This window comes from Paenibacillus sp. FSL H3-0329 (assembly GCF_037963285.1).
Lineage (GTDB): Bacteria > Bacillota > Bacilli > Paenibacillales > Paenibacillaceae > Paenibacillus_AQ > Paenibacillus_AQ odorifer.
Genome location: NZ_CP150150.1, coordinates 2,436,829 through 2,459,379 on the forward strand (window position 1 = coordinate 2,436,829; position 22,551 = coordinate 2,459,379).

16 protein-coding genes are annotated in these 22,551 nt (G+C 47.5%); all 16 read left to right on the plus strand.

All coding sequences use genetic code 11. The annotated features are described in order from the left end of the window. Positions 1-85 precede the first annotated feature (85 nt). The 16 genes from NSQ66_RS10490 (at position 86) to NSQ66_RS10565 (ending at position 22,513) form a co-directional block, all read left to right on the plus strand. Complete coding sequence (locus NSQ66_RS10490; RefSeq protein WP_076100878.1) at positions 86-1,324, plus strand: FprA family A-type flavoprotein; 1,239 nt, start codon at positions 86-88, stop codon at positions 1,322-1,324. A 15-nt stretch (positions 1,325-1,339) separates the two neighbouring features. Then, the gene (locus NSQ66_RS10495) at positions 1,340-2,554 is read left to right on the plus strand and encodes an FAD-dependent oxidoreductase (protein WP_076140930.1); all 1,215 of its coding nucleotides are present in this window, start codon (positions 1,340-1,342) and stop codon (positions 2,552-2,554) included. A gap of 28 nt (positions 2,555-2,582) precedes the next feature. After that, on the plus strand, positions 2,583-2,765 hold the full coding sequence (gene rd, locus NSQ66_RS10500; protein WP_076140931.1) for a rubredoxin: 183 nt from the start codon (positions 2,583-2,585) through the stop codon (positions 2,763-2,765). Positions 2,766-2,813: 48 nt separating this feature from the next. Continuing rightward, entirely contained in the window at positions 2,814-3,524 is a 711-nt protein-coding gene (locus NSQ66_RS10505; protein WP_076104615.1) for a Crp/Fnr family transcriptional regulator, read from the plus strand. Positions 3,525-3,740: 216 nt separating this feature from the next. Beyond that, positions 3,741-5,102: an extracellular solute-binding protein gene (locus NSQ66_RS10510; RefSeq protein WP_170914164.1), complete on the plus strand. Its 1,362-nt coding sequence runs from the start codon at positions 3,741-3,743 to the stop codon at positions 5,100-5,102. A gap of 213 nt (positions 5,103-5,315) precedes the next feature. Further along, positions 5,316-6,380: a GDSL-type esterase/lipase family protein gene (locus tag NSQ66_RS10515; RefSeq protein WP_038569861.1), complete on the plus strand. Its 1,065-nt coding sequence runs from the start codon at positions 5,316-5,318 to the stop codon at positions 6,378-6,380. A gap of 16 nt (positions 6,381-6,396) precedes the next feature. After that, entirely contained in the window at positions 6,397-7,950 is a 1,554-nt protein-coding gene (locus tag NSQ66_RS10520; RefSeq protein ID WP_076140933.1) for an extracellular solute-binding protein, read from the plus strand. A gap of 74 nt (positions 7,951-8,024) precedes the next feature. Further along, a complete protein-coding gene (locus NSQ66_RS10525) occupies positions 8,025-12,278 on the plus strand; it encodes an alpha/beta hydrolase fold domain-containing protein (RefSeq protein ID WP_076140934.1) in 4,254 nt (1,417 codons plus the stop codon). A 103-nt stretch (positions 12,279-12,381) separates the two neighbouring features. Then, positions 12,382-12,588 (plus strand): tautomerase family protein, encoded by a 207-nt coding sequence (locus tag NSQ66_RS10530; protein ID WP_051491612.1) that lies wholly within the window; start codon positions 12,382-12,384, stop codon positions 12,586-12,588. After that, on the plus strand, positions 12,578-13,534 hold the full coding sequence (locus NSQ66_RS10535) for an ABC transporter permease subunit (protein ID WP_036689353.1): 957 nt from the start codon (positions 12,578-12,580) through the stop codon (positions 13,532-13,534). Before NSQ66_RS10530 ends, NSQ66_RS10535 begins: the two co-directional genes overlap by 11 nt. Before the next feature lie 21 nt (positions 13,535-13,555). Next, a complete protein-coding gene (locus tag NSQ66_RS10540) occupies positions 13,556-14,440 on the plus strand; it encodes a carbohydrate ABC transporter permease (RefSeq protein WP_094902792.1) in 885 nt (294 codons plus the stop codon). A 64-nt stretch (positions 14,441-14,504) separates the two neighbouring features. Beyond that, on the plus strand, positions 14,505-15,536 hold the full coding sequence (locus NSQ66_RS10545) for a response regulator (protein WP_076140935.1): 1,032 nt from the start codon (positions 14,505-14,507) through the stop codon (positions 15,534-15,536). Further along, on the plus strand, positions 15,536-17,332 hold the full coding sequence (locus tag NSQ66_RS10550; protein WP_076104619.1) for a sensor histidine kinase: 1,797 nt from the start codon (positions 15,536-15,538) through the stop codon (positions 17,330-17,332). Before NSQ66_RS10545 ends, NSQ66_RS10550 begins: the two co-directional genes overlap by 1 nt. 47 nt (positions 17,333-17,379) lie before the next feature. Beyond that, entirely contained in the window at positions 17,380-18,141 is a 762-nt protein-coding gene (locus tag NSQ66_RS10555; RefSeq protein WP_036689358.1) for a glucose 1-dehydrogenase, read from the plus strand. Beyond that, positions 18,138-20,216, plus strand: a complete 2,079-nt coding sequence (locus NSQ66_RS10560) for a heparinase II/III family protein (RefSeq protein WP_076140936.1) — start codon at positions 18,138-18,140, stop codon at positions 20,214-20,216. The genes NSQ66_RS10555 and NSQ66_RS10560 overlap by 4 nt, the downstream gene beginning before the upstream one ends. Before the next feature lie 2 nt (positions 20,217-20,218). Further along, entirely contained in the window at positions 20,219-22,513 is a 2,295-nt protein-coding gene (locus NSQ66_RS10565) for a DUF4962 domain-containing protein (RefSeq protein WP_036689361.1), read from the plus strand. The last annotated feature ends 38 nt before the right edge of the window (positions 22,514-22,551 follow it).

A 22,551-nucleotide genomic window follows, 5' to 3' on the forward strand; every position in this document is an offset into this window, starting at 1 on the left:
ATTCAAATCCTCTTTTTTGTTTGGCAGCCATAATAAAATAAGGTTGTTGATAAACATTATCAATCAAACATTGGAGGTTAAAGAAATGAGTACACAATTCAAAAAAATCGCCGAGGATACTTACTGGATAGGCAAAATCGATAACCGCCAGGTTCCATTTCACCGCCTGATTCTGGCAAAAGGAACTACCTATAATTCTTATTTATTAAAAACAGGTAAACCAACTGTCATTGATACCGTAGATATGGAATTCGGACGTGAATATGCCGAGTGTCTGGGTGAAATGATTGATCTTCTAGATATCCATTACATTGTAATTAATCATACAGAGCCTGATCACTCTGGTGGACTGGCAGCTCTCGCTGCCAAGGCTGCAAATGCCACGATCGTATGCACCGAGATTGCTGTTCCCGAATTGCAGGAAATGTACAAGCTTCATAGCCGGAACTTCCTGGTGGTTAAAGACGGAGATAAGCTGGATATTGGCGGGAAAACGCTGCTGTTTAAAGAAACACCGTATCTCCATACCGCAGAAACGATGATCACCTATTGTATCGAAGATCAAATCTTATTTCCTTGTGATATTTTCAGCACGCATGTTGCGGTGGAGAATCTATTCAGCGATGAAGCCGGGTTTGATATTACGGAAGATTTCCAGGGCTATTACGCAGCAATTATTCATCCTCACAGAAGATATGTAAGAACCCTGTTAGAGGCTGTTAAGGATCTTGAGATCCGGATGATCGCTCCTTCCCATGGGTTTGTGATCCGGGAGGACATACGTAAATATATCGGGATGTACGCCACATTGAGCCGCGAAACGACGCAAGGAAAAAAGGCAACCATCGTTTATACCACCATCAAAAACAGTACCAAGAAGATGGCCAAAATTATACAGGATTGCTTGCAGGAAAATAATATTGAGACAGAGGTCTGGGATGCAGATAAAAGCAGTGCCACCGATATTCTGAACAGCATAACGTCAGCTGACGCGGTCTTTATTGGCAGCTCCACTAAATACGCGGACATGATTGGGAATCTGGAGAACATTCTGAAAGAATTGCACAATATGAATCTGGAAGGCAAACTTGCTGCAGCCTTTGGCTCCTACGGTTGGAGTGGTGAAGCCATTGAAGTCATTCAGGATTATCTGAATGGAACAAACATGACGGTGCAAAGCACATCTGAGGTTATTAAATCCACGGGGATGACACATGTAGAGTTCCCTGTACGAATCAGGTTTTCCCCGAAAGAGCCTGAGAAAGTTCAAAAAATTAAAAATGCGGCTGAATTTGTATCGGATTTGCTGCTGAGTTCATTTTAGGGAGGGGAGCATAGGATGACAAAACATTACGTTATTGTTGGCGGCGGAGTAGCCGCCGTCCATGCCGCCAAAGCCATCCGTGATCAAGACGCAGATTCGGAAATTTCGATCTTCGGGGAGGAAAGCCAACTGCCCTATAACCGGATTAAGCTGACTAAAGGGCTGTTTACCGACCTGCACAGTGAGAAGGTACTGATTAAGAAGGAAAAATGGTACCGAGATAACCGTATATCCGTAAAAACCTCGACCCGAATCCGTTCTGTTCATCCGGACCGGCAAATTATTGTGACAGAAGATGGGCAGAGTGTTTCTTATCATAAGCTTTTATTGTGCATGGGAGCGAAGAATCGTGAACTTTCCCTTGAGGGCTCCGGCCTGAACAATGTTCATACCCTCCGGGACATGAACGACGCGGACAGATTGAAAGAAAACCTGCAGGATGGCAGCCATGTAGCCGTAATCGGTGGGGGAGTGCAGGGAATCGAAACCGCTTGGGCGCTGCATGAAGCTGGATATCAGGTAACGGTGATCGAAGCTTTTCACCGGTTGATGGGCAGACAGCTTGATGAGAAATCCTCACAACTACTTAAGGAGAACCTTGAACAAGCAGGTGTGAAGGTTATTCTTCAAGCAGATGTGGCGTCTATTACAGGAACAGAGTTTGTTACCGGAATTACGCTGGGCGACCAATCTCATTTTTCCTGTGACCATGTGGTCTACTCCATTGGTATTGTACCGAATACGGAACTGGTAAGTGGCTCGAGTATTCAAGTCCGGCAGGGCATTATCGTAAATGAACAAATGCAAACAAATGATCCACATGTGTACGCAGCCGGAGATGTGGCTGAAGTTAACGGGCATGTGGAAGGACTGTGGGGCGGAGCGATTGAGCAGGGCCGGATTGCCGGCAGTAATATGGTTGCCAATCTGACTGCGTATCGTAGAGCTGTTCCGGTTACCTTATTTAATGCCTTTGGCATCTCTTTATTTTCGATAGGCAACGTGGATGAACGGTATTGCGATACGGTGGTACGCGGAGAAGAAAATGGGGCGTATACGCGAATCTATGTGAAAGATAACACAATGATTGGTGCGATATCCTGGCAAGGAGCAGCTGCTTCACTGGGGTATAAAACCGCTGTAGAGCAAGGCATCCCCCTTGAGGGGATCGATGTTAACGGGAGCAGCATCGAGGAGATTATGGCTGAAGTACAAGCCAGGTTGAACTAAACTATTAACTTTTTAGGAGATGATAAAGATGAAAAAATACATTTGTCTACCCTGTGGTTATATCTATGATCCGGCAGTAGGCGATCCCGATGAGGATGTTGTTGCAGGCACTGCATTTGAAGACTTGCCTGAAGATTGGGTCTGTCCGGTATGCGGTGAAGATACCAGTCATTTTGCAGCGGTTGAAGACAAAAAAACTTTTGTATCCTAAAGGAAAGTAAAAGTTGTACAAAAAAAATGAACAACAGGGGGGACAGTTATGAAGGAGTATTCTTGCCGATACGCTGCTGAACCTTGTACCCGCAAGGTGCCTATTTTTGCTGCGTTAAGCGATGACGATCTCTCCCGGATCAGCGCTATGATCAAGCATCGTAAGTTTACTAAAGGTCAACCTTTAATTCTGGAAGGGGCGCCGTCGGATACGCTCTACATTATTCAGCGAGGGCATGTTAAATTATCCAAAACAACTCCTGAGGGCAAGGAACAAATTTTGCACATCTTGACGAATGGAGACTTTTTCGGGGAACTGAGCATTTTTAACAGCGATGAGCTGAGTAACTTCAGTGCTTATGCTCTGAAAGACACTAACATTTGCATGCTGACCCGAACGGATATGGAGCAGCTGATGAGGGATAATCCGGATATTTCGCTCAGGCTACTGAAGAGTGTGACCAAAAGACTAGCCCATACGGAAAATCTGGCGCAAAGCCTGGCGACCAAAGATCCCGAAATACGAATTGCTTATATGATCATGGAACTCAGCGACAAATATGGTAAGCAGCGTGGCGCTCATATTCATATTGACCTTCCGTTGTCTCGTGAAGAGCTGGCCAGTTATGTTGGGGTCACCCGCGAAACTATTAGCAGAAAATTCTCAAGGTTCGAAGATTCAGGTCTTATTGAGCTAATCGGAAACAAGCAAATGATCATTATAGATCCAGCCGGTTTGGAGAGTTATATGGGGTATTAAGAGGATTACGGTGTATTGACTGTCCTGTATGACACCGTTGGTGCAGAACATACGCTATATGGGGCCAGACTCCGAATACTTGTCGTTCCCAAAGGATTTCAGTATGATGAATACTATATAAACTTGTCCCTATGGGCTCGATTAATCGGAAGATGGCGAGGAAACCCAATGCAGAAAAGGAATAGCAGAAAATTTTTCAGGATTAGGCTAGAGGAAATGATTCAAACCTTGCGACATGAAATTCGTTCGGGAAGTATAGCGATCGGCAGTTATCTTCCTTCAGAAAGCGACTTAGAGGTGCGTTTCGGACTTAGTAACGCTTCTGTGCGCAACGGGCTCAAGGTGCTGGTGGATGAAGGCTTAATTGAGAAAATTCCGCGTGTTGGCAATCGGGTCATCCCTCCGGTAGAGGAAGGCAGAACGACGATCAAGTTCGGATATGTGAACACCATCCCCAAGCTTGTAGAGATGCAAGAGCTACTGAATGAGTTCGGCAAACGCTATCCGCATATCGACGTTCAGCCGCTCGAGTTGTCTTCAGGAAACTACTCAACATCTTTGAAAGAATATTTGCAATCGGAAATCATGGATGTCGTACTGATGAATAATAACAATTACCAGGATTTTTTGGAGCAAGGCTGTACAGAGCTGCTGGAGCCGATGGAGGAACAGCCGGACACGTATCGTTTTCTTTCCGACCCGTTCCGGTACGGTGACCATAATCGTGTTCGCCCCTTTATTTATTCTCCAGTCGTGCTTTGTTATAATAAACAGCACTTTAAGGAAGCCGGCGTATCACCACCCGACAGTAGCTGGACCTGGGACGATTTGTTCGCTAATGGTCGAAAGGTAGCAGAAGGTCATGACTGGTACGGTTTTTATTTTTATTTGCCTTCTCGTAACCGGTGGCCGTTGTTCCTGCTTCAAAGCGGCACAACGTTTGCGGCAGAACAGGATGACGAAGGCAAATACCGGTTCAGTGGCTCAAAGCTACTCGACAGTTTAGGAACCATCCGAAAGCTGATAGGCATGAAGGATGTATTTCCAGCCGTATTGTCCGAGAGCGATGCGGATGCGGAAGCCTTGTTCTTGCAAGGCAAAGTGTCCATGATAATGACGACCTATTATTTCTTGAATCAATTGCGTCAATCCGATTTGGCATTCGATATTGCTCCATTGCCTCGGCTGCAAAATGCTGATACGCTGCTGATTATAAATGGACTGGCGGTTAACAGCAAATCACAGAACAAGGATGCATCCATGCTACTCGTTGATTTTCTCACCTCACACGAGGCGCAACTGATCATTAGGCGCAAGACACTGAATATTGCAGCCAACCGTTTGGTGATGGATTGGGAAGGTGAGGAAGTGGGTTATCGTCCGGCCCGTTTTCAGCTTTACCGTGAGATCTTCCCTACCTATCGTCTGGTTACAGAGCTGGGTTTAAGCAACCTCCAGTTGAAAGAGATTCAACGCGATATCATGATGTTTGTATCAGGCCTACTGGACAACGACGAGTTATGCCGCAGGCTTGAGGAGATATTGAATACGGTAAATCAGGAGACTCAGCACTCTTGAGGGCTGAAAGTTTTTTCGAAAATTCCGGCACAGGTTCAATTCTGAACCTGTGCTTTTTGTTATGCTGAAGTATTTGTTTGTCGCACAATAATTGACTCATATATGACTCATAAAAACATGTTGACTATACTTTTATTATTATTATATGATGCAATAGAAGTCAGATATGAGTTAACGCGAACTAATTATTATTAAGGTGGTGTAGCTGCAACGATGGAAAAGGAAGGCGTTTATTTTCACAATGTTTCGGAGCTGGTTCATAAACCCTATCAATCTGGATTACATCTCCAGCGTTTTCCACAGCATGTGCGCAATGGCTTGTCAGAGAAAGGAAGAACCAAAGCTATACAATCGAACGGCTGCGAATTGCGGTTTGTCACCGAATCCAAGCATGTTAGGGTCACTGTCGGATCGAATGATAGTAACGGCCGAGTTGTGGTATGCAGAGGGGATTTTTTTCATTCTCAGCATTTTTTGCAGGCGGGTACGGTAACCACTCTGCACTTGGAGGAGCCGGAACGTTTTACAGAGGTATCAAGTAAGCGGCTGAATCAGTCTGGATTTTCCTCTAACGTATGGCGTTTGCATTTTGATCGTTTCGGAGCTGTTTTCTACGATGTGGATGCTTTTGGTTGTGAAGCACGTGCGCCTAGACCGGATGAGGTACCGAAGCTTACGATGCTCGCCTATGGATCTTCCATCAGCCAGAGCGCGGGATCCACGCATCATTTCAATGGTTACTTACAGCAGACAGCGCGCAGACTTGGTGTGGATGTGCTAAATCTTGCGCTTAGCGGATCTTGTTATTGCGAGGACGTAGTTGCCGATCATCTGGCTGAACGTGAGGATTGGGATTTTCTGTTTCTGGAACTTGGTGTCAATATGCGTGCTGTAGTGTCTCCCGAGGAATTCAAGCGTAGAGTGTCTTACATGCTGGACCGGGTTATCGAAAATCATCCTGACAAACCTGTGTTTGTTACTACGATTTATCCGAATCGTGCAACGTATTTTCTTGATGCAGGCCATCTTCTTCATGTCCAAGAGGGGATTTTTAACGAAGTGCTGCTTCGTTACTGTGAGAGCAATAAACATCCACAACTACATCTGCTGGATGGCGCATCAGTCATGCGCGATCTTACCTCGCTGACCTCCGATCTGATTCATCCTTCCGATTATGGACACACGCTAATGAGCGAGCATTTAGCAAAACTGTTGCGGCCCATGATCGAGCCCCTCCGAACTTCTAGTCATTCTAGTGCCGTGTCCCAAATTTTGTAATAGGGAGTTGATGGAAATGAAGCGTTGGATGCTTACCATGGTGGGAGTTTCATTATTAGCCGCCTCTATGAATGGATGTTCCTCTTCTAATAAGGGGGGAGAAGAGCAAGCTGGGGAGAGTCCAGAAAAAACCACTGCTTTCTCCATATCGTTCCGGAGCGGAAACATTTCGTATGCAGACAATCATCCGAATATCAATGATGACAAATGGGTCAAAAAGCTGGAGGAACTTACAAATACAGATATTAACATCCGTTTGATGCAGCAGAAAAATTTTGATTCCCAAATGATTCAAATGTTCGCGATCAACGACATTCCGGATGTCGTGCAAGCAAGCTCTGGGCTGACGAACCCTCAGTTGGCAGGTTCCGTGGAGGCTGGAGTATTCATGCCACTTAATGAATTGCTTGAGCAGTATGGGCAAGATCTTCTCAAGAAAGTTCCGAAGGAGGCATGGGACAAGGAGACCGATGCGAAAGGTAATATCTACGCGATTCCGGAATGGCTGTCCAATCCGTCACGCCGGGCAACTTGGATTCGTGCGGATCTTTTGGAACAAACAGGGCTGCCAGAGCCTAAAACAGTCGATGACTTCCTGAATGTCATGCGTGCTTTTAAGAAGATGGGTGTGGAGAATCCTTATATGGGCCGGGAGGACTTTATATATTCGGATATGTTCTTCGGATCTTACGATACCTTTGCCAATTTCTTTATGAAACAAGGGGATCAAATTGTCCCGAAATTTATGAATATCGAAAATATGCAAAAGACGATCCAAACGTACAAGACAATGTTCGACGAAGGACTGATAAACAAAGAGTTCGTCACAATTAATCCCACGAAATTCAAGAACGATATTCTTGCAGGCAAGGCGGGTATCTGGAACATGAATGCCAACCTGTTGATCCAATGGGATCAGCAGCTAAGAGAACAGGTGCCTACTGGTAAAATGAAGCTGATCGCCTCGCCCACAGGACCTGACGGTAAGGGGGGACTTCGTCTTGTCGGTACGGTGCCGCGAGCGTATTTAATTAACAAGGATGCGAAAGATCCTGCCGGGATCGTCAAGTTTTTCAACTGGATGGTTAGTGACGAAGCGGAAAAGTTTTTTACCTTCGGAATTGAAGGGGAAAACTACACTGTAGAGAACGGAAATATTAACTATAACAGACCGAAAACAGCCGATGAAGCTGATGAGGAAACGTTCCGTCAAATCCTGCTGTGGTTCGTACAGGATACTACCTACAATAAAGGCGCGCTTAGTCTCACACCCGAAGGAAAAGATTTGATGAAGCTCTACGACACAGTACTTGCGAATGAGGGACGCGACGGGATTCAATTTGAACCGCAAGTAAAAGGCTATCAGAAAAACCCGGACATCACTCCAGGTGGAGATAAATTGCCGCCTGTTATATTGACGCATGTGATCAATATGGTATACGGCAAAAAGCCGATCTCAGACTATCCGAAGGTGGTGGAGGAATGGCTGCAGAAAGGGGGAAGTGACGTCGTCAAGGAAGCAACAGAACGTTATAACAATAACGACGGTGTAATTTTGTCCCGACATTAATAAGCTGCATCTCAAAAGAGGTTTGAACTCCATAATGCTTGTGATTACCTATACCATGTCAGGGAGGAATTCATTTGAGAAACGGACTATATAGGAAAGCTTTTCGAGTGGGCATTAGAGTACTGTTGGCGTTGGCTTTGTTATACTCGCCTTTGGAAATGCAAGCGCTTACCAAAGTTTATGCAGACGGAATAAACGATGACTATGTTACGCTCTACGAGGAAAACTTCGATGACCCTGACAATTTTGGATCGACCGGTGGCGTTACCATTCCGGGGCCTTGGCTGCAGGAAGGTGAAGGAAACAGCATGGCGAAAACTTCGGTTTCGTCCACGGCCCCGTCCGTACCGAATCTGGTGAAAATCGATGGCAAGGATGCATTGGCGCTGCCAGTGAATTCGACGGGGTACCGCAATCTTCAATTGAGTTATTATACACGGGCATCCTCCTACATCGGAGGAAGCGTCATCGTAGAATGGTCAGGTGACGGAGGGATAAATTGGACAACGTTGGAGGAATTTAAGCTGCCCCCAGGGACGCTGGAACAAAAGAACAGTGAGCCGAACCAACTCAAAGTCCAAAACTTGGGCAGCGGAGCTGACAACAACCCGAACGTCAAGATCCGGGTCCGTGTGGGGGAATTGATGAGCGCGAATATGTACATCGATAGTGTCGCCCTCAAAGCTCAAGCGATTCCTGGAATACCACCCGCAGAGACACCGGTGCCAATCCCTACACCGGTTGAACCTAAGCCGTTTGTGGTTCCTGAAGGCGTTAAGCTGTATGAAGATGTGCTGATTGGGAACGCTGGAACGCGGCCGATTTATACTTCGATTGCCGTACCTAAGATCCCGCCTCATGCACCGATGCCAGTGATGGTATACATTCATGGCGGAGGTTGGAACCATGGGGACCGGAAGCAAGCCCTTGCCAGTATCTGCAACTATGTAACCAAGCGAGGATATATCGGAGTATCGCTGGATTACCGCCTAACCCCGGAAGCGCCATTCCCGGCGCAAATTCAGGATGTGAAGCTTGCTATCCGTTACTTGCGCGCGCATTCGGCAGAATACCATTTGGACCCGAGTCGGATCGGTGTATGGGGTTCGTCGTCAGGGGGGCATCTGGCCTCACTGCTCGGTACCACTGGGGACATCAAGTCAGGCGAGACAATCACATTGGATACTGGACATACCGTAAACGTTCCGGATTTGGAGGGGAATGGCGGTTGGCAGCAATATTCTGATCAAGTGCAAGCCGTTGTCGATCTGTACGGTCCAGCGGATTTTACAACAAATTTCGCTAATAGCTATAAATCCGTGAAGGCGCTTTTAGGCGGGAACGACGCGTTCTCTGTGCCAGACCAGGCAAGGTTGGCCATGCCTGGCACTTATGCGTCACCGGACGATCCGCCTTTTTTCATCCGCCATGGGGATGTGGATGCAACGATCCCATACACGGACAGTATTACGTTCTCCAGTCAATTGAAGGATGCAGGCGTGAAAGTGGTCGATGTCAAAATTGTACCTAAACAAGGTCACGGTTTTATAGGCGAAGCGGCTGAGCAAGCAAGCGCCGAGGCTTGGGCTTTTATGGATCAATATGTAAAGAATCGAACGGCAACAACATCTGATGATGAGGTTGTATACCGCGATCTAGCCAGTCTGACACCGAGCGACGATGCAGTCATCGACAGCAGCAAGCCCACTGTAAACTTCAATAGCGCGACGGGCAGCAGCAATGGATTGTTCAGTATTTCGTCTGGCGCCGAGAACAAGAAATATGTGTATTTTAAATTTGATGTCTCTTCATATAGCAATCCTGCAAACAGGTATATTTTTAATGTTGCTGCCAAAAAGGGTTCATCCAATGCGGACCTCGAACTTTCGTTATTCGGCCTAAAGGATACAAATTGGACTGAATCGGAGCTGACTTGGAGCAATGCGCCTGTCACGGATCTGACCATTGCTTCGTTAAGTGGGAAATTTACCGTAACGGCAGACAAATCAGGAGCTCCACAGGTTTACAGCATCGATGTGTCTGAGTTTGTCAGAGACAGATTGTCCGCATCGGGCGGTAATATCGCTTTTCTGCTTGGTGATACGGCAAGCACTGGAATTTCCCTCAATGTCTATTCGAAAGAAGCTAATGGCAACAGCAACCCCCGTCCACAGCTTGTTGTTCAAGAAGCGGTTGAACCTTCAAGTGACCTTGAGAAACCTTCCTGGCCGGATGGAAGTTCTCTGAAGGCTGTCAATATAGGTACAGAGTTCATTCAACTTTCATGGCCGGCCGCCAGCGATAATCAAGGTATCGCCTCCTATCGCGTATACCGGGATAACACCCTGTTATCCAATGTTAACGATGCAACGTATACAGTCGTTGGGCTTAGCCCTAGCACAGCGTACAGCTTTAAGGTTGAAGCGGTGGATCAGTCGGGCAATACATCCGTACCGCTTGCTTTTACCCGGTCAACGCTTACAGAACCCATCATTCCTTATGCGATTGCAAACGTGACAGCTAGCGACAGCGATGGCAATATCGCAACGAATACCATCGATAATAACTTGTTCACCCGTTGGTCCGCTGCAGGTAACAGCCCGTGGATCCAATACGATTTAGGCGAAGAGAAGCAGATCAGTTATTTAGGTATTGCCGTTTATAAAGGTGATACGCGCACGGCTCAATTGAGTATCGAAACTTCAAATGACGGTTTGGCTTGGACTACGATATGGACTGGTGCAAGTATGTTCAGGACGATAGAGATGCAACCTTTCGATCTTCCTGACACAGAAGCAAGATATGTGCGCATCGTAGGTCTTGGGAATTCTGATGGCAGCGCGTTTACAAGTTTATCGGAGGTAAACATCTATGCGCCGTTCGCAAATGGAGATACACCTGTAGCCAGCATTCCGAATTACACGCCTAATCCACCCCGGGAACCGATCCCATTCACAGCTCCCGGATTAACTGAACCTGATGGTACGGTGCATCCGGTTCATTCCTCACCTACTACCACTGGGCGCCTCTGGAACGTGCTGGACTATAATGCTGATCTCGCCGATAACGACACAGATGACGGTATTGCTATTCAAGCTGCCATAAACAGTGCTGAGCCCGGCGATGAGGTCTATTTGCCGTCTGGGGTTTATAATTTGAACTCAACATTGGATACCCTTGTCAATTTGAAGCTCAAGTCAGGTGTAAACCTTCGCGGTGAGGATCAATCAACAACCATCCTCAAGACATCTCTCAATAAGGTGAAAAACAGCACCTTGATGAAAGTATCCGGACAGCATGATCTGTCCATATCCAACCTCACATTGACTTCTACCTGGAACGGTGTCTACACGACGGATCATAAAGTGAACAACCCGGACGCAGGTGGTCCCGACAGCATGATTACCATCGCAAATTTTGGTGAGGTTCCGTCATACAACATCACGGTTGATGGGGTTACTGTAGAGAAGTATTCACGTATGGGTGTGCGTATCGACAACAGCCGTGATATTGTCGTACGCCGCAGCACGTTCCGAAATGCGACAGATGTAGGGCCGGGCGGTGCTGGCTATGGTGTGTCGATTCAGGGCATGGCCAAACAGGACCGCAACGGGTATGAGAACGACACGGTTTGGAATGTTGTGGAGGACTCCCATTTCGAAGGCCCTTATTTGCGGCATGGGGCGCTGATCCAATTTGTTGCCCATAACAATGTCCTGCGAAACAATCAGTTTATGAATACAAAGCTGGATGCCATCGATCTGCATGGAGAACTCGAATATTTGAACGAGATATACGGCAATTTGATTAGTGACATTCCCTACGGCGCGGCGATCGGGCTGGGAAACACCGGGGGTACAGCACCCAGCAATCACAGTAAGTCAGGACCGCGCAACTATATCCATGACAATACGATTCGTAATACAAGAGAAGGAATCAATGTAACTATGGGCACTCCGGATACAGTCATCGAGCGAAATGTGATTGAAAATACAACTCATATAGAGGACGCCAAAGGCATTCAGATTTTGAACGGGCCAGGTACAATCATTAAGGAGAATATCATTCGCAACAATACTGCGTCGAATTATTGGGCTGTATCCCTTGAGCATGATCCCGGCGACAGCAAAGCAAATGATATCGGAGCGGGCGACCCGCAGGACGTTCAATTGATCGGAAATTCGCTGATTGGCAATACGAACGGCATTCGACTTCTTGCTGGAAAAGGGATCATCCTGCAAGGGAATCTTATTGACAGTATAAGTCGCAATTATTTCAAAAATGATCATGTGGGAGTAGAGGGTTGGCCGTTACCGAATATACCCTAAAGAAAACACAAGCTCACTCATAGAAACTCCATATTGCAAGCGCTTTATTGTAGGTAGAATGAGGTTAGATTCATTCACTATTCAAGGAAATGGAGGAAGGCCGATGCCACATATTGAGATTAGGATGTACGAAGGCCGAACGAGTGAGCAGAAGGAGGAGATAGTCACCGTATTCACGCGGGAGTTATCCCGAATTATTGAACGGGATGAACGATTTATTACCGTCGAATTTCAAGAAATTCCCCTGGATGAGAATGCTCCGGCGAACCTGCTGAAAACAGGATCTATAGGAAACGGTTATGAAAGCTAAGTTAACTGGGGTTGACCTTATTAACTACAAAGCCGACACGAAAAGATCCTTGCTTTTAAACATGTGGAAATTCAGAGCACTCTATGTGATTGCGATTCCCGGGATCTTGTATTTCATCATTTTCAAGTACTTGCCGTTGGCTGGTTCAGTTATTGCATTTCAAAACTACAACATTTTTAAAGGCTTTACAGGCAGTGAATGGGTGGGACTTGAGCACTTTAGGACGATGTTTCAATACCAGGATTTCGGAAGAATCTTGAGCAATACAATTCTTCTAGGCTTGTATGATCTTATATTCGCCTTTCCGGCTCCAATATTGCTTGCACTTCTGCTGAATGAAATTCGGCTTGTGTTTTACAAACGGTTTTTGCAAACGGTGGTTTATATGCCCCATTTCCTGTCTTGGGTAATTGTCAGCGGTATCGCCTTGGGTATCCTCTCCCCAGGAACAGGGATTGTGAATCAGGTTTTACAAGCCTTCGGCTTTGAACCAATTTATTTTCTTGGTGAAAATTCATACATTCGCACGATTTTGATCAGTTCCGGTATCTGGAGGGATTCCGGGTACGGTACGATCATTTATCTGGCCGCGTTGGCAGGAATAAACCCAGATCTTTATGAGGCTGCTGAAGTAGACGGAGCCGGGCGCTGGAAACAAACCTTAGCCATTACACTGCCGTCTCTGATACCGACGATTATGATTTTGTTCCTTCTCCATATCGGGAGATTTCTTGATCTTGGCTTCGAGCGGGTATGGGTATTCCTGAACGCGCTTAATACCGGGAACGGGGAGATTCTGGACACTTATATCTATAAGGCGGGGCTGCTGTCTCAGCAATACAGCTATACAACAGCAGTGGGGCTATTCAAGTCGGTAGTTGGACTCATTCTGGTGCTCATCGGCAACATTTTGAGCAAAAAAACAACCGGTGAATCGCTGTATTAATCGCTCTTTATGGAGGTAGGGATGATGAGAGTACGCTATACTCGCGGCCAGAATCTATTTAATGTGTTCAATCTTTTGTTTCTGACCGCTCTCGCTTTGGCTATGTTTCTGCCGTTTCTGAATGTGATTGCCCAGTCCTTTAGCAGCTCTGAAGCAATTATTAATGGTAGGGTAGGTTTGCTGCCAAAGGAATTTACCGCGATCAATTATCAGTACGTTTTCAGCGATCATTCCATTTGGCGGGCGTTCGGTGTCTCCGTCTATATTACGGTACTGGGCACCGCAATTAATCTGATTGCGACAGCGTCTCTCGCTTATCCGGTGTCGCGGCCGGAATTCCTAGGACGTAAATACATCGTCATGATGGTATTGTTCACTATGGTATTCAGCGCCCCTCTTATTCCAAATTTTATCCTGATAAAAAATTTGGGGCTTATGAACTCCTTATGGGCACTTATGATTCCGGGCGCCATCAGCGCTTTTAACTTTTTCGTGATGAGAAGCTTCTTCATGCAGCTGCCTCAGGAGCTGATAGATTCCTCTAGAATCGATGGGTGTGGCGAGCTGCGGATCATTGTCAACATGGTACTGCCGTTGTCCAAACCGGTAATGGCCTCATTGGGGATTTTCTACGCCGTCGGGCACTGGAATACGTACATGAGCGCTCTGTATTATATCAACAAGCCGTCTTTATGGCCTCTGCAGGTGATGTTGAAGAAGCTCTTCGAGACGGACGATATCAGCATTGATCCGGCTTCCTCAGTGTATAGCTCTTTGGCCCACACCTCACCTGAGGGCATTAAAATGGCTGTTATCATTGTCGCTACTATTCCGATTATCATGATTTACCCGTTTCTTCAACGCCATTTCGTTAAAGGAATGATGGTCGGATCCGTCAAATCCTGATCTATCATAGTGTGGTAGAATAGGAACGCGTTAAGCGAGACGAATCGGAAGGTGGTATCCATGGATGAGATGTGTATTAATCGTAGACGACGAGCCCATGATTCGAAAGGGACTTTCTATCATGATCCAGCAATGCGGCGAGCATCCGTATAACATTAAGCTGGCCCAGAATGGCGAAGAGGCCATCCAGCTCATTATGGAGGAGCAGCCGGATTTTCTTTTTACAGATATCCGTATGCCCAAGGTAGACGGACTGGAGCTGTGCCGGCGGCTGTCGGAGATGGAGACGGATATTCAGACTGTTGTCATCTCGGGTTATGGGGATTTTGAATACGCCCGCCAATGCGTGTCCTATGGAGTGAAAGAATATCTCCTGAAACCCGTGAGCAAAGGGAACCTTCAAAATGTGATCGGCAAACTGGAAGCGCATAGAGAGAAGTTAGAGAGTTTTGTCTCTGTCGCTAAGCTCGATGAATGGGTCGTGCGTATGGATGATGCCATCTGGACCTTGGATAAAGAAAGGCTGTACCTTGTACTGAAGGAATGGGAAACTGACTTCCTCCAGCGTAAGATGAGCCGAAGTCAGCAAAAAGAGCTTCTGGAAGAGGGCTACGCTTTGCTCGTGAAGAAGCTGCTTGTCAATTCAGTTACACCCGGTAAAAGCGTGTTAGACTTGTCCGCAGCAGCTGGACCTGAGCAGTTATTCCGCTGTTTCGCAGAAGCGTCAGCAGCAATATTGGAAGAGCTTCGTAGAAAGCGCAAGGGTAAAGCGAAGGATCCGATAGAGGAAGCTAAAGCATTTATAGAAAAGCATCTCGCTCAGGAAGTATCGCTGGAAGAAGTGGCGGAAGTGCTTGGGCTAAATGCCTCTTATTTCAGCCAGATGTTTAAGCACTCAACGGGAGAGACCTTTGTACATTACCGCATAAAACGCAGGATGGAGAAGGCCAAAAGATTGCTTGCCGATGCAAGCTATCGGATCACCGATATTTCCTATGAGGTCGGGTATGCAGACCATCCTCATTTTACGAAAACGTTCAAAAAGTTCACCGGGCTGGCTCCTTCCGAGTATCGCAACCAGCTGGGGATCGATTGATGAGAAAGAGTCTGTCGAACAAGCTGTTCGCCTCTTTTCTGACCGTCATTCTTCTATCCTTGTCCATGGTTGGATTTATCTCCTATTTTCAGGCTTCGGCTGAGCTGGATAAGTCTTCAGAGAAGTCCATTGCCCAAGTTATCAGAAGTGCCTCTTATCAAACGGATCTGTATTTGCAAAATTATGAAAAGGCTAGCGATTCCATCCTGTCCTACAATCAAGTCAAGGAGTTCCTGGATATGGACCCGGAGGATAGCTTCTCTTACTATCAATATACGAATGACATTCAGAAGTATTTGTTTCGTTCTTTGTTTATTCTGTATCCTCAGATTAATCTGATGTACATCATCGGTGAACACGGCAAGGCCATTAGCGATGATAACTCCTATCAGGCGCATAGCCTGCAGTTTCATCCTCAGGAACGCTACCGTTTCTTAAGCGAACATACGCCGGAGAGCGGCCGCATCACCATTCTCAACACAAATGTGATGAATGAAGGGGATAAGAACATTATTACGATGGTCCGACGAATCAGAGGGGTCTCTTCCTATCGTCCTAAAGGTATAGTGGCTATTGAATTTAAGGCAGAGGATCTGGCCCGCATATGGGAACCTCTTGATCTGGGACAGGGCGGGTCCTACTTTATCATGGACGAATTCGGCAAACTCCTCTATCGGGCGGAAGGGAATAATAACCACCCTGGGTTATCTGCTGAGCACATTCAGAACGTATTTCAACACCCAAATGACTCTGTGGTGGAAAAAGTAGACGGGAAAGAGTATTTGTTCGTGTCGAGAAAATCCGAATATTCCAAATGGCAGCTTGTAGTATCCATACCCGTTGGTGAGCTGCGCAAGCCTATTTCTACCATTCGTACGACCACGCTGGTGGTGGGAGTTCTCACGCTTGTAGGCACACTGCTCCTTGCAACCTGGTTCGGACGATCCATCACGAAGCCCATCCTGATTCTTAAGGAGGGCATGAGGGAGACGGAAAAAGGCAAGTGGCGCAGGCTTGAGATGAACGGCCGTCAGGATGAGCTGGGGGGATTGATGCGCAGCTACAATCTCATGGTGACCCGGCTTTCCGAAATGATTGAGCGGGTATACGAAGCGGAGCTTACCACCCAGAAGGAGGCTCTGGAGCGTCATCAAGCTGAATTCCAGGCACTCCAGCTGCAGATTAATCCGCACTATCTATATAACACATTAGAGACTATCAAATGTTACGCGGTCGTTCAGGATTCGGATGAAATCACAGAAATAGTGGAGGCCATGGCATTCATGCTTCGCTACTCCATCCAAACTAATCTGGAGGAAATTACGATTGCCAATGAGCTTAATCATGTACTGAGCTACATGACGATTCTCAAGCACCGGATCGGCAGAGAGTTCGAAATTGACGTAGTGATTCCGCCGACGCTGCTACTGGCTAAGATGGTCAGGCTGACACTTCAGCCCTTGATCGAAAATATTTTTCAGCATGCGTTTCCCGAGGGAATTGAAGACAAGCACTATATTCGAATCGACGCCAGAATAGAGGGAGACCGTTTTCTAGTTCTTGTAGAGGATAACGGCGCAGGGATGTCCCGCGAACGGCTTGATAAGCTTCGTGAGAAGCTGAATCTGAATCAGCTGGCGGATACGGAAGGAGATTCCCTCTATCATAGAGGTGGAATCGGGCTCATGAACGTGCACCGGAGAATTCAAATGGTGTTCGGTGAACAATACGGGTTAAGTGTCGAAAGCGTGGAGAATGAGGGGACCCGGCTGATCTTATCTATGCCTGCGGAGTGAGAAGATAGATGTTTTCAGAAAAAACTACTACTAGGAGGAAATATGCAATGAAAATTGATTTGACTGGTAAAATTGCGCTTGTTACAGGGTCCAATGCAGGGATAGGCCGACAAATCTTGGAGACTTTGGCTGCTTCCGGCGCCAAAGTGGCGGTAAACTATTTGTTTGGTTCTGCGGAGGAGACGGTTGACGCGATCCGTCAGGCCGGAGGAGAAGCTTATGCTTTTCAGGCAGACGCAACAAGTCCTGCCCAATTGGACAATATGGTAAAGGAAATAGAGGAGCATTTCGGCGGAACCATCGATATTCTCGTCAACAATGCAGGCGGTATGATCAATAGGGTTCCAAATACTGAAATGAACGAAGAGCATTACAACAAGGTGATGGACGTCAATTTTAAATCATGCGTGTTTGCCTGCAAAGCCGTAGCAGCAGGAATGATTGCCAAGAAAAGCGGTAAAATCATCAATGTATCTTCCCTTGCGGCCCATGACGGCGGCGGACCGGGGGCTTCCATTTATGCAGCGGGCAAAGCTGCGGTATGGTCTTATACCAAGGGACTTGCCAAAGAGCTGAGTCCTCATGGAATTAATGTAAACGCTATCTCTCCCGGATTTATCGGTCAGACCGCTTTCCATGCTACCTTTACTGCGGATGCGGCAAGACAGGCAACGATTGCAAAGATTCCGCTGGGCCGGGAAGGTGCTCCACAGGATGTGAGCAATGTGGCACTCTTCCTCGCTTCAGAGCTGTCGGATTATCTGACAGGCGAAATTATTGAAATTAACGGAGGCTTGTTCATGCGATGATGAACCTTAAGGAGAAAGCAGATACTTTTTCCTGGGTTGGTCTTGAGGTGGATAAATTGAAAATGGAGCTGGATCCCTTCCGGAGAGAAGAGATTCTGCTCCCGTCAGAGCCTGGTGGCTGGTGGCACCAATATGTATGTCCCCAGCATCATACTGAGCTAATCTTCGATGTTATGGAGCAAGATGCGTTTGTTTTTTCTTGCCCGAAGGGCTGCAAGCTGGAAGGTGAACCCTACCGGGGAGCATGGCTGGTATACCGGCATCAGGCGATGGCGCGATACGCCCTGCAAGCTGCCGCGGTATTCGCCGCAGACGGAGAAGAATTCTATAGCAGCTTAGCCCGGAAGATTCTTGTCGGTTATGCAGAGCAGTTCCCCTTGTATCCGGTTCATCCCGATGCCCAACCCTGGATGCTTAGTGGCCGTGCCTTTCATCAGGCGCTGACAGAGGCTATCTGGTCCACCACGCTTATTCGGGCCTATCTGCTTCTTGTGGACTATGGAGTAACGTTCACTGAGGAAGAAGAGTTGAGGCTTCAAACATTCTTCACGATGCTGGAGGAGAGCATGGAGCAATACCGCCACATCCTCATTTACGAGAAGAAGAATGCAGAGAACAATTATACCGCATGGCTGAACGCTAGCCTGGCTTGTGTATATGCCGCCAAAGGCACCAGAGAAAAGCTTGCTTCTTTGCTGGAGGGAGAAGGCGGATTCTATCATCATCTGTCCATTGGCGTGAAGCCAGATGGCTTTGAATTTGAAGGCAGCACGTACTACCACATTTTTGTATTGCGGGCTTATCTCATAGCAGCCGAGATGTCCGGGCGCTTTGGGGTTGACCTCTATGCTGCCAAAGGAGATCAGGGACAATCCATCCGTGGCATGTTTCAGTTGCTGGTAGAGCTTAGCGGCGATAACGGGGAGCTTCCAGCCGTGCATGATGGTCCTTATGCGCGCGTTCCTTTCGCCCGAGAAATTGCTGAAGTATTTGAAATAGGTATTGCGGTTTACAAAGACCCGAGTCTCCAGCCAATACTGGCGAATGCTTATAGGTATCTATATGGACAGGAATTAAGGACCGGTCTGGAGGCAGTGCTGTATGGAGCAGGTGAGAGTAAGGAGCTTCAGACCAGTTACAGGGTGAGAGACTCTGTTCTACTGCCGGATTCCGGATTCGCCGTGCTCCGCCACCCGGGCAATCCGTTGTCCGTTCTGGCGGATTTCGGAGAGCATGGCGGATCACATGGGCATTTTGATAAGCTTCATATCACGATTATGCACCGATGGGGGGAGGTTGCTCCCGAGCTGGGCATGGTTCCTTATGGATCTGTTTTGCGGAAGGAATGGTATTCCGAAACCGCGAGCCATAACACGGTTACCATCGGAGGGCGCTCCCAAGCTCCACATACCGGAAGGTGCTGTCAATTCCGTCAGGAAGGCAATGCTACGTACTTATGGATTCGCTCAGACGGCGCCTATGAAGGAGCTGTTCTAGACCGGCATCTTGTATTGGCCGGCGGTTGGCTGCTGGATTGGTTTCATGTTGAGCAGGTGACGGAGCGGGATCAGGAAGTGGACTTATGGTTTCATCCGACGGGACATTTGCTGTTACCGTTCGACCTTCACCGTGTCCAGACGGACTCTCCGGCAGTCCTTGGTCTGGAAGCAGGTTATGGCTCAGTAGAAGTACTGTCCGCAATGAAAAATGAGACGGATTGTCCGTTAAATACGGAGTGGAATATCCGTTATGATGGAGTGAGCACCGGCCGGGAGTATGAAGTATCCACGAGTACTCTACTGGCGCCCGGCTCCACTATGTATGAAATCCGCACACCGGGTAATGCCGAAGACCCGAGTAGATTGCTACGAGGTATTATGCTTCGGCACAAAGGACCGTCGGTTAATTTTATTACGGTTTATCGGGACGGTCACGAACCTGCTGTACTGAAGCTAGTGAGTCAGGTGGGCGAACCGCCCCGAATCCAAATAGCAACAACTGGGCAAGTAGTGGTCTATTGCCTTGACCCTAAAGCGGGACTGATTCAGGAAAAGTCCCGGAATACGGAGGAGTAGAGATGTTAGAACCTTTATTTCAACCTACCAGCGGCGTACTCGACCTGTCATATGGGCCAGATGAACATACAGATGTTGGAGAGAATCCTCCGCGGTTTACTTGGATGCCTGCATGTCTAGAAGAGAGTATGTACGAGCTGCAGATCTCCTCAAACACTGGATTTGAGCCGGAAGGTACGTTGACCTACAGCAGAATTCCCTATAATTTGTTTACCCCGGATAAGCCGTTGGCGCCCGGCTCGTATTATTGGCGATACAGTCTTATCGGGGAGAATGATATCCGTTCCGAGTGGAGTAAAGTAAGAGCTTTTGTGGTGGAGGATGAATTGCCGCTAACGCCACTGCCTTCCCGTACAGAACGATATTCAACTGCTTCCGCCCACCATCCGCGGCTATGGCTTCAAGCGGAGCAACTTCCGTCTTACCGGGAAGTTGTCCGCCAAGACCCCATTTTCACTGGCTGGGATGACTTCCTGAAGCATTCCGTTTTACCCTGGACAAAGCGCGAGCTTATTCCCGAGCCTGCACCGTATCCAGATAATAAGCGTGTCGCCACACTATGGCGGCAGATGTATATGGACTGCCAGGAAGTTTTCTATGCTGTCCGGCATCTTGCTATAGCTGGAGTTGTGTTGGAGGACGAGGCGCTTATCGCCAAAGCTAAAGAGTGGCTGCTTCATGCTGCAAGCTGGAACACGGATGGTACCACCAGCCGGGATTACAATGATGAATGCTCCTTTCGCATAGCCGGAGCGTTGGCATGGGGCTATGATTGGCTTCACGGCTCTCTGGCGGAAGAAGAACGCCTTAAGGTAAGGCAGGCGCTACTGCGAAGAACCGGGCAGATCGCATTCCATGTCATCGAACGTTCCCGCATCCATCAAGTTCCTTATGACAGCCATGCGATCCGCTCTTTATCCTCTGTACTCGTACCGTGTTGTATTTCCATGTTGGGTGAGGAGGAGAAGGCGCAGGAATGGCTTGATTATACGCTGGAGTACTTCTCCGCCATGTATACTCCATGGGGTGGCAAAGATGGCGGGTGGGCCGAAGGTCCGATGTATTGGACCACTCAGATGGCATTCGTTACGGAGGCGCTCAATCTAATTCGCAAATACATGGCAATCAATTTCTATGACCGTCCTTTCTTTCGCAAAACCGGTGACTTTCCGCTCTATTGCTTCAGTCCGGATACCGTGAGGGCCAGCTTCGGCGATCAATCGTCACTGGGAGATCCGGTCAATCTCAAAACGGGCTTCAATATCCGCCAATTTGCCGGTTTAACCGGGAATGGCCAGTACCAATGGTATTTTGAGCAAACTAAGGAACTGAACCCTGACACCCAGATGATCTTCTATAACTACGGCTGGTGGGATTTCCGGTTCGATGAAATGGTTTATCGCACAGATTATCCGCAGATTTCTTCAGAGCCACCGGTGGCTGCAGAACCTCTGAAGTGGTTTCAGGATATGGGATGGGTGGCCATGCATCATCGGATGGAGGATCCGCAGGAACATATCATGCTGTTGACCAAGAGCAGCCGTTACGGCTCTGTGAGCCATAGCCATGGGGATCAAAACGCCTTCCTGCTGCATGCCTTCGGCGAGCCTTTGGCTATTGAAAGCGGCTATTACGTTGCATTCAACAGTACGATGCATATGCAGTGGCGTAGGCAGACCCGCTCCAAGAACGCAATTCTTATTGACGGCAAAGGCCAATATGCTGGCACGGACAAGTCGAAGAACATGGCAGCCTACGGCAAGGTGTTGAAGGCGTATAGTACGCCCGGAATCAACTACACGCAAATGGATGCCACCGAAGCCTACCGCGAGAATGTACCCTATATCAAGCGGTATGTGCGGGAAATATTTTTCTTTGATAGCGCTTACTTTGTTATCGCAGACAGTGTCGAGCTGGAACGTCCGGGAAAATTGGATTGGCTGTTTCATACACTGTATCCCATGAAGTTGAAGGATCAATCTTTTAAAGTAAATGGTAAAAAAGCTCAGATGGAGGGCAGATTTGTCTATAGTTCCTCGGGAGAAATGACACTTAGCCAAAGCAATCAATTTACAGATGTAGATCCGAAAGAATGGGAAGGGCTGCCCGAGCATTGGCATTTGACTGCCTCTACCCAAGAGGCCGTAAGTCATCGGATCGTCACTCTTCTGATTCCCCAAAAATCAGGAAGCCGGGATTACGTATCGTACTTTATGGACGATCAGGACCATGGGGTTCATGTCTACTTTACGAATCAGGGAATTACCCACCGGGTTGAGATCCCAAAAGCTTATTAGCCTTAAAATATCTTCATTTACGTATACACCCCATTGTA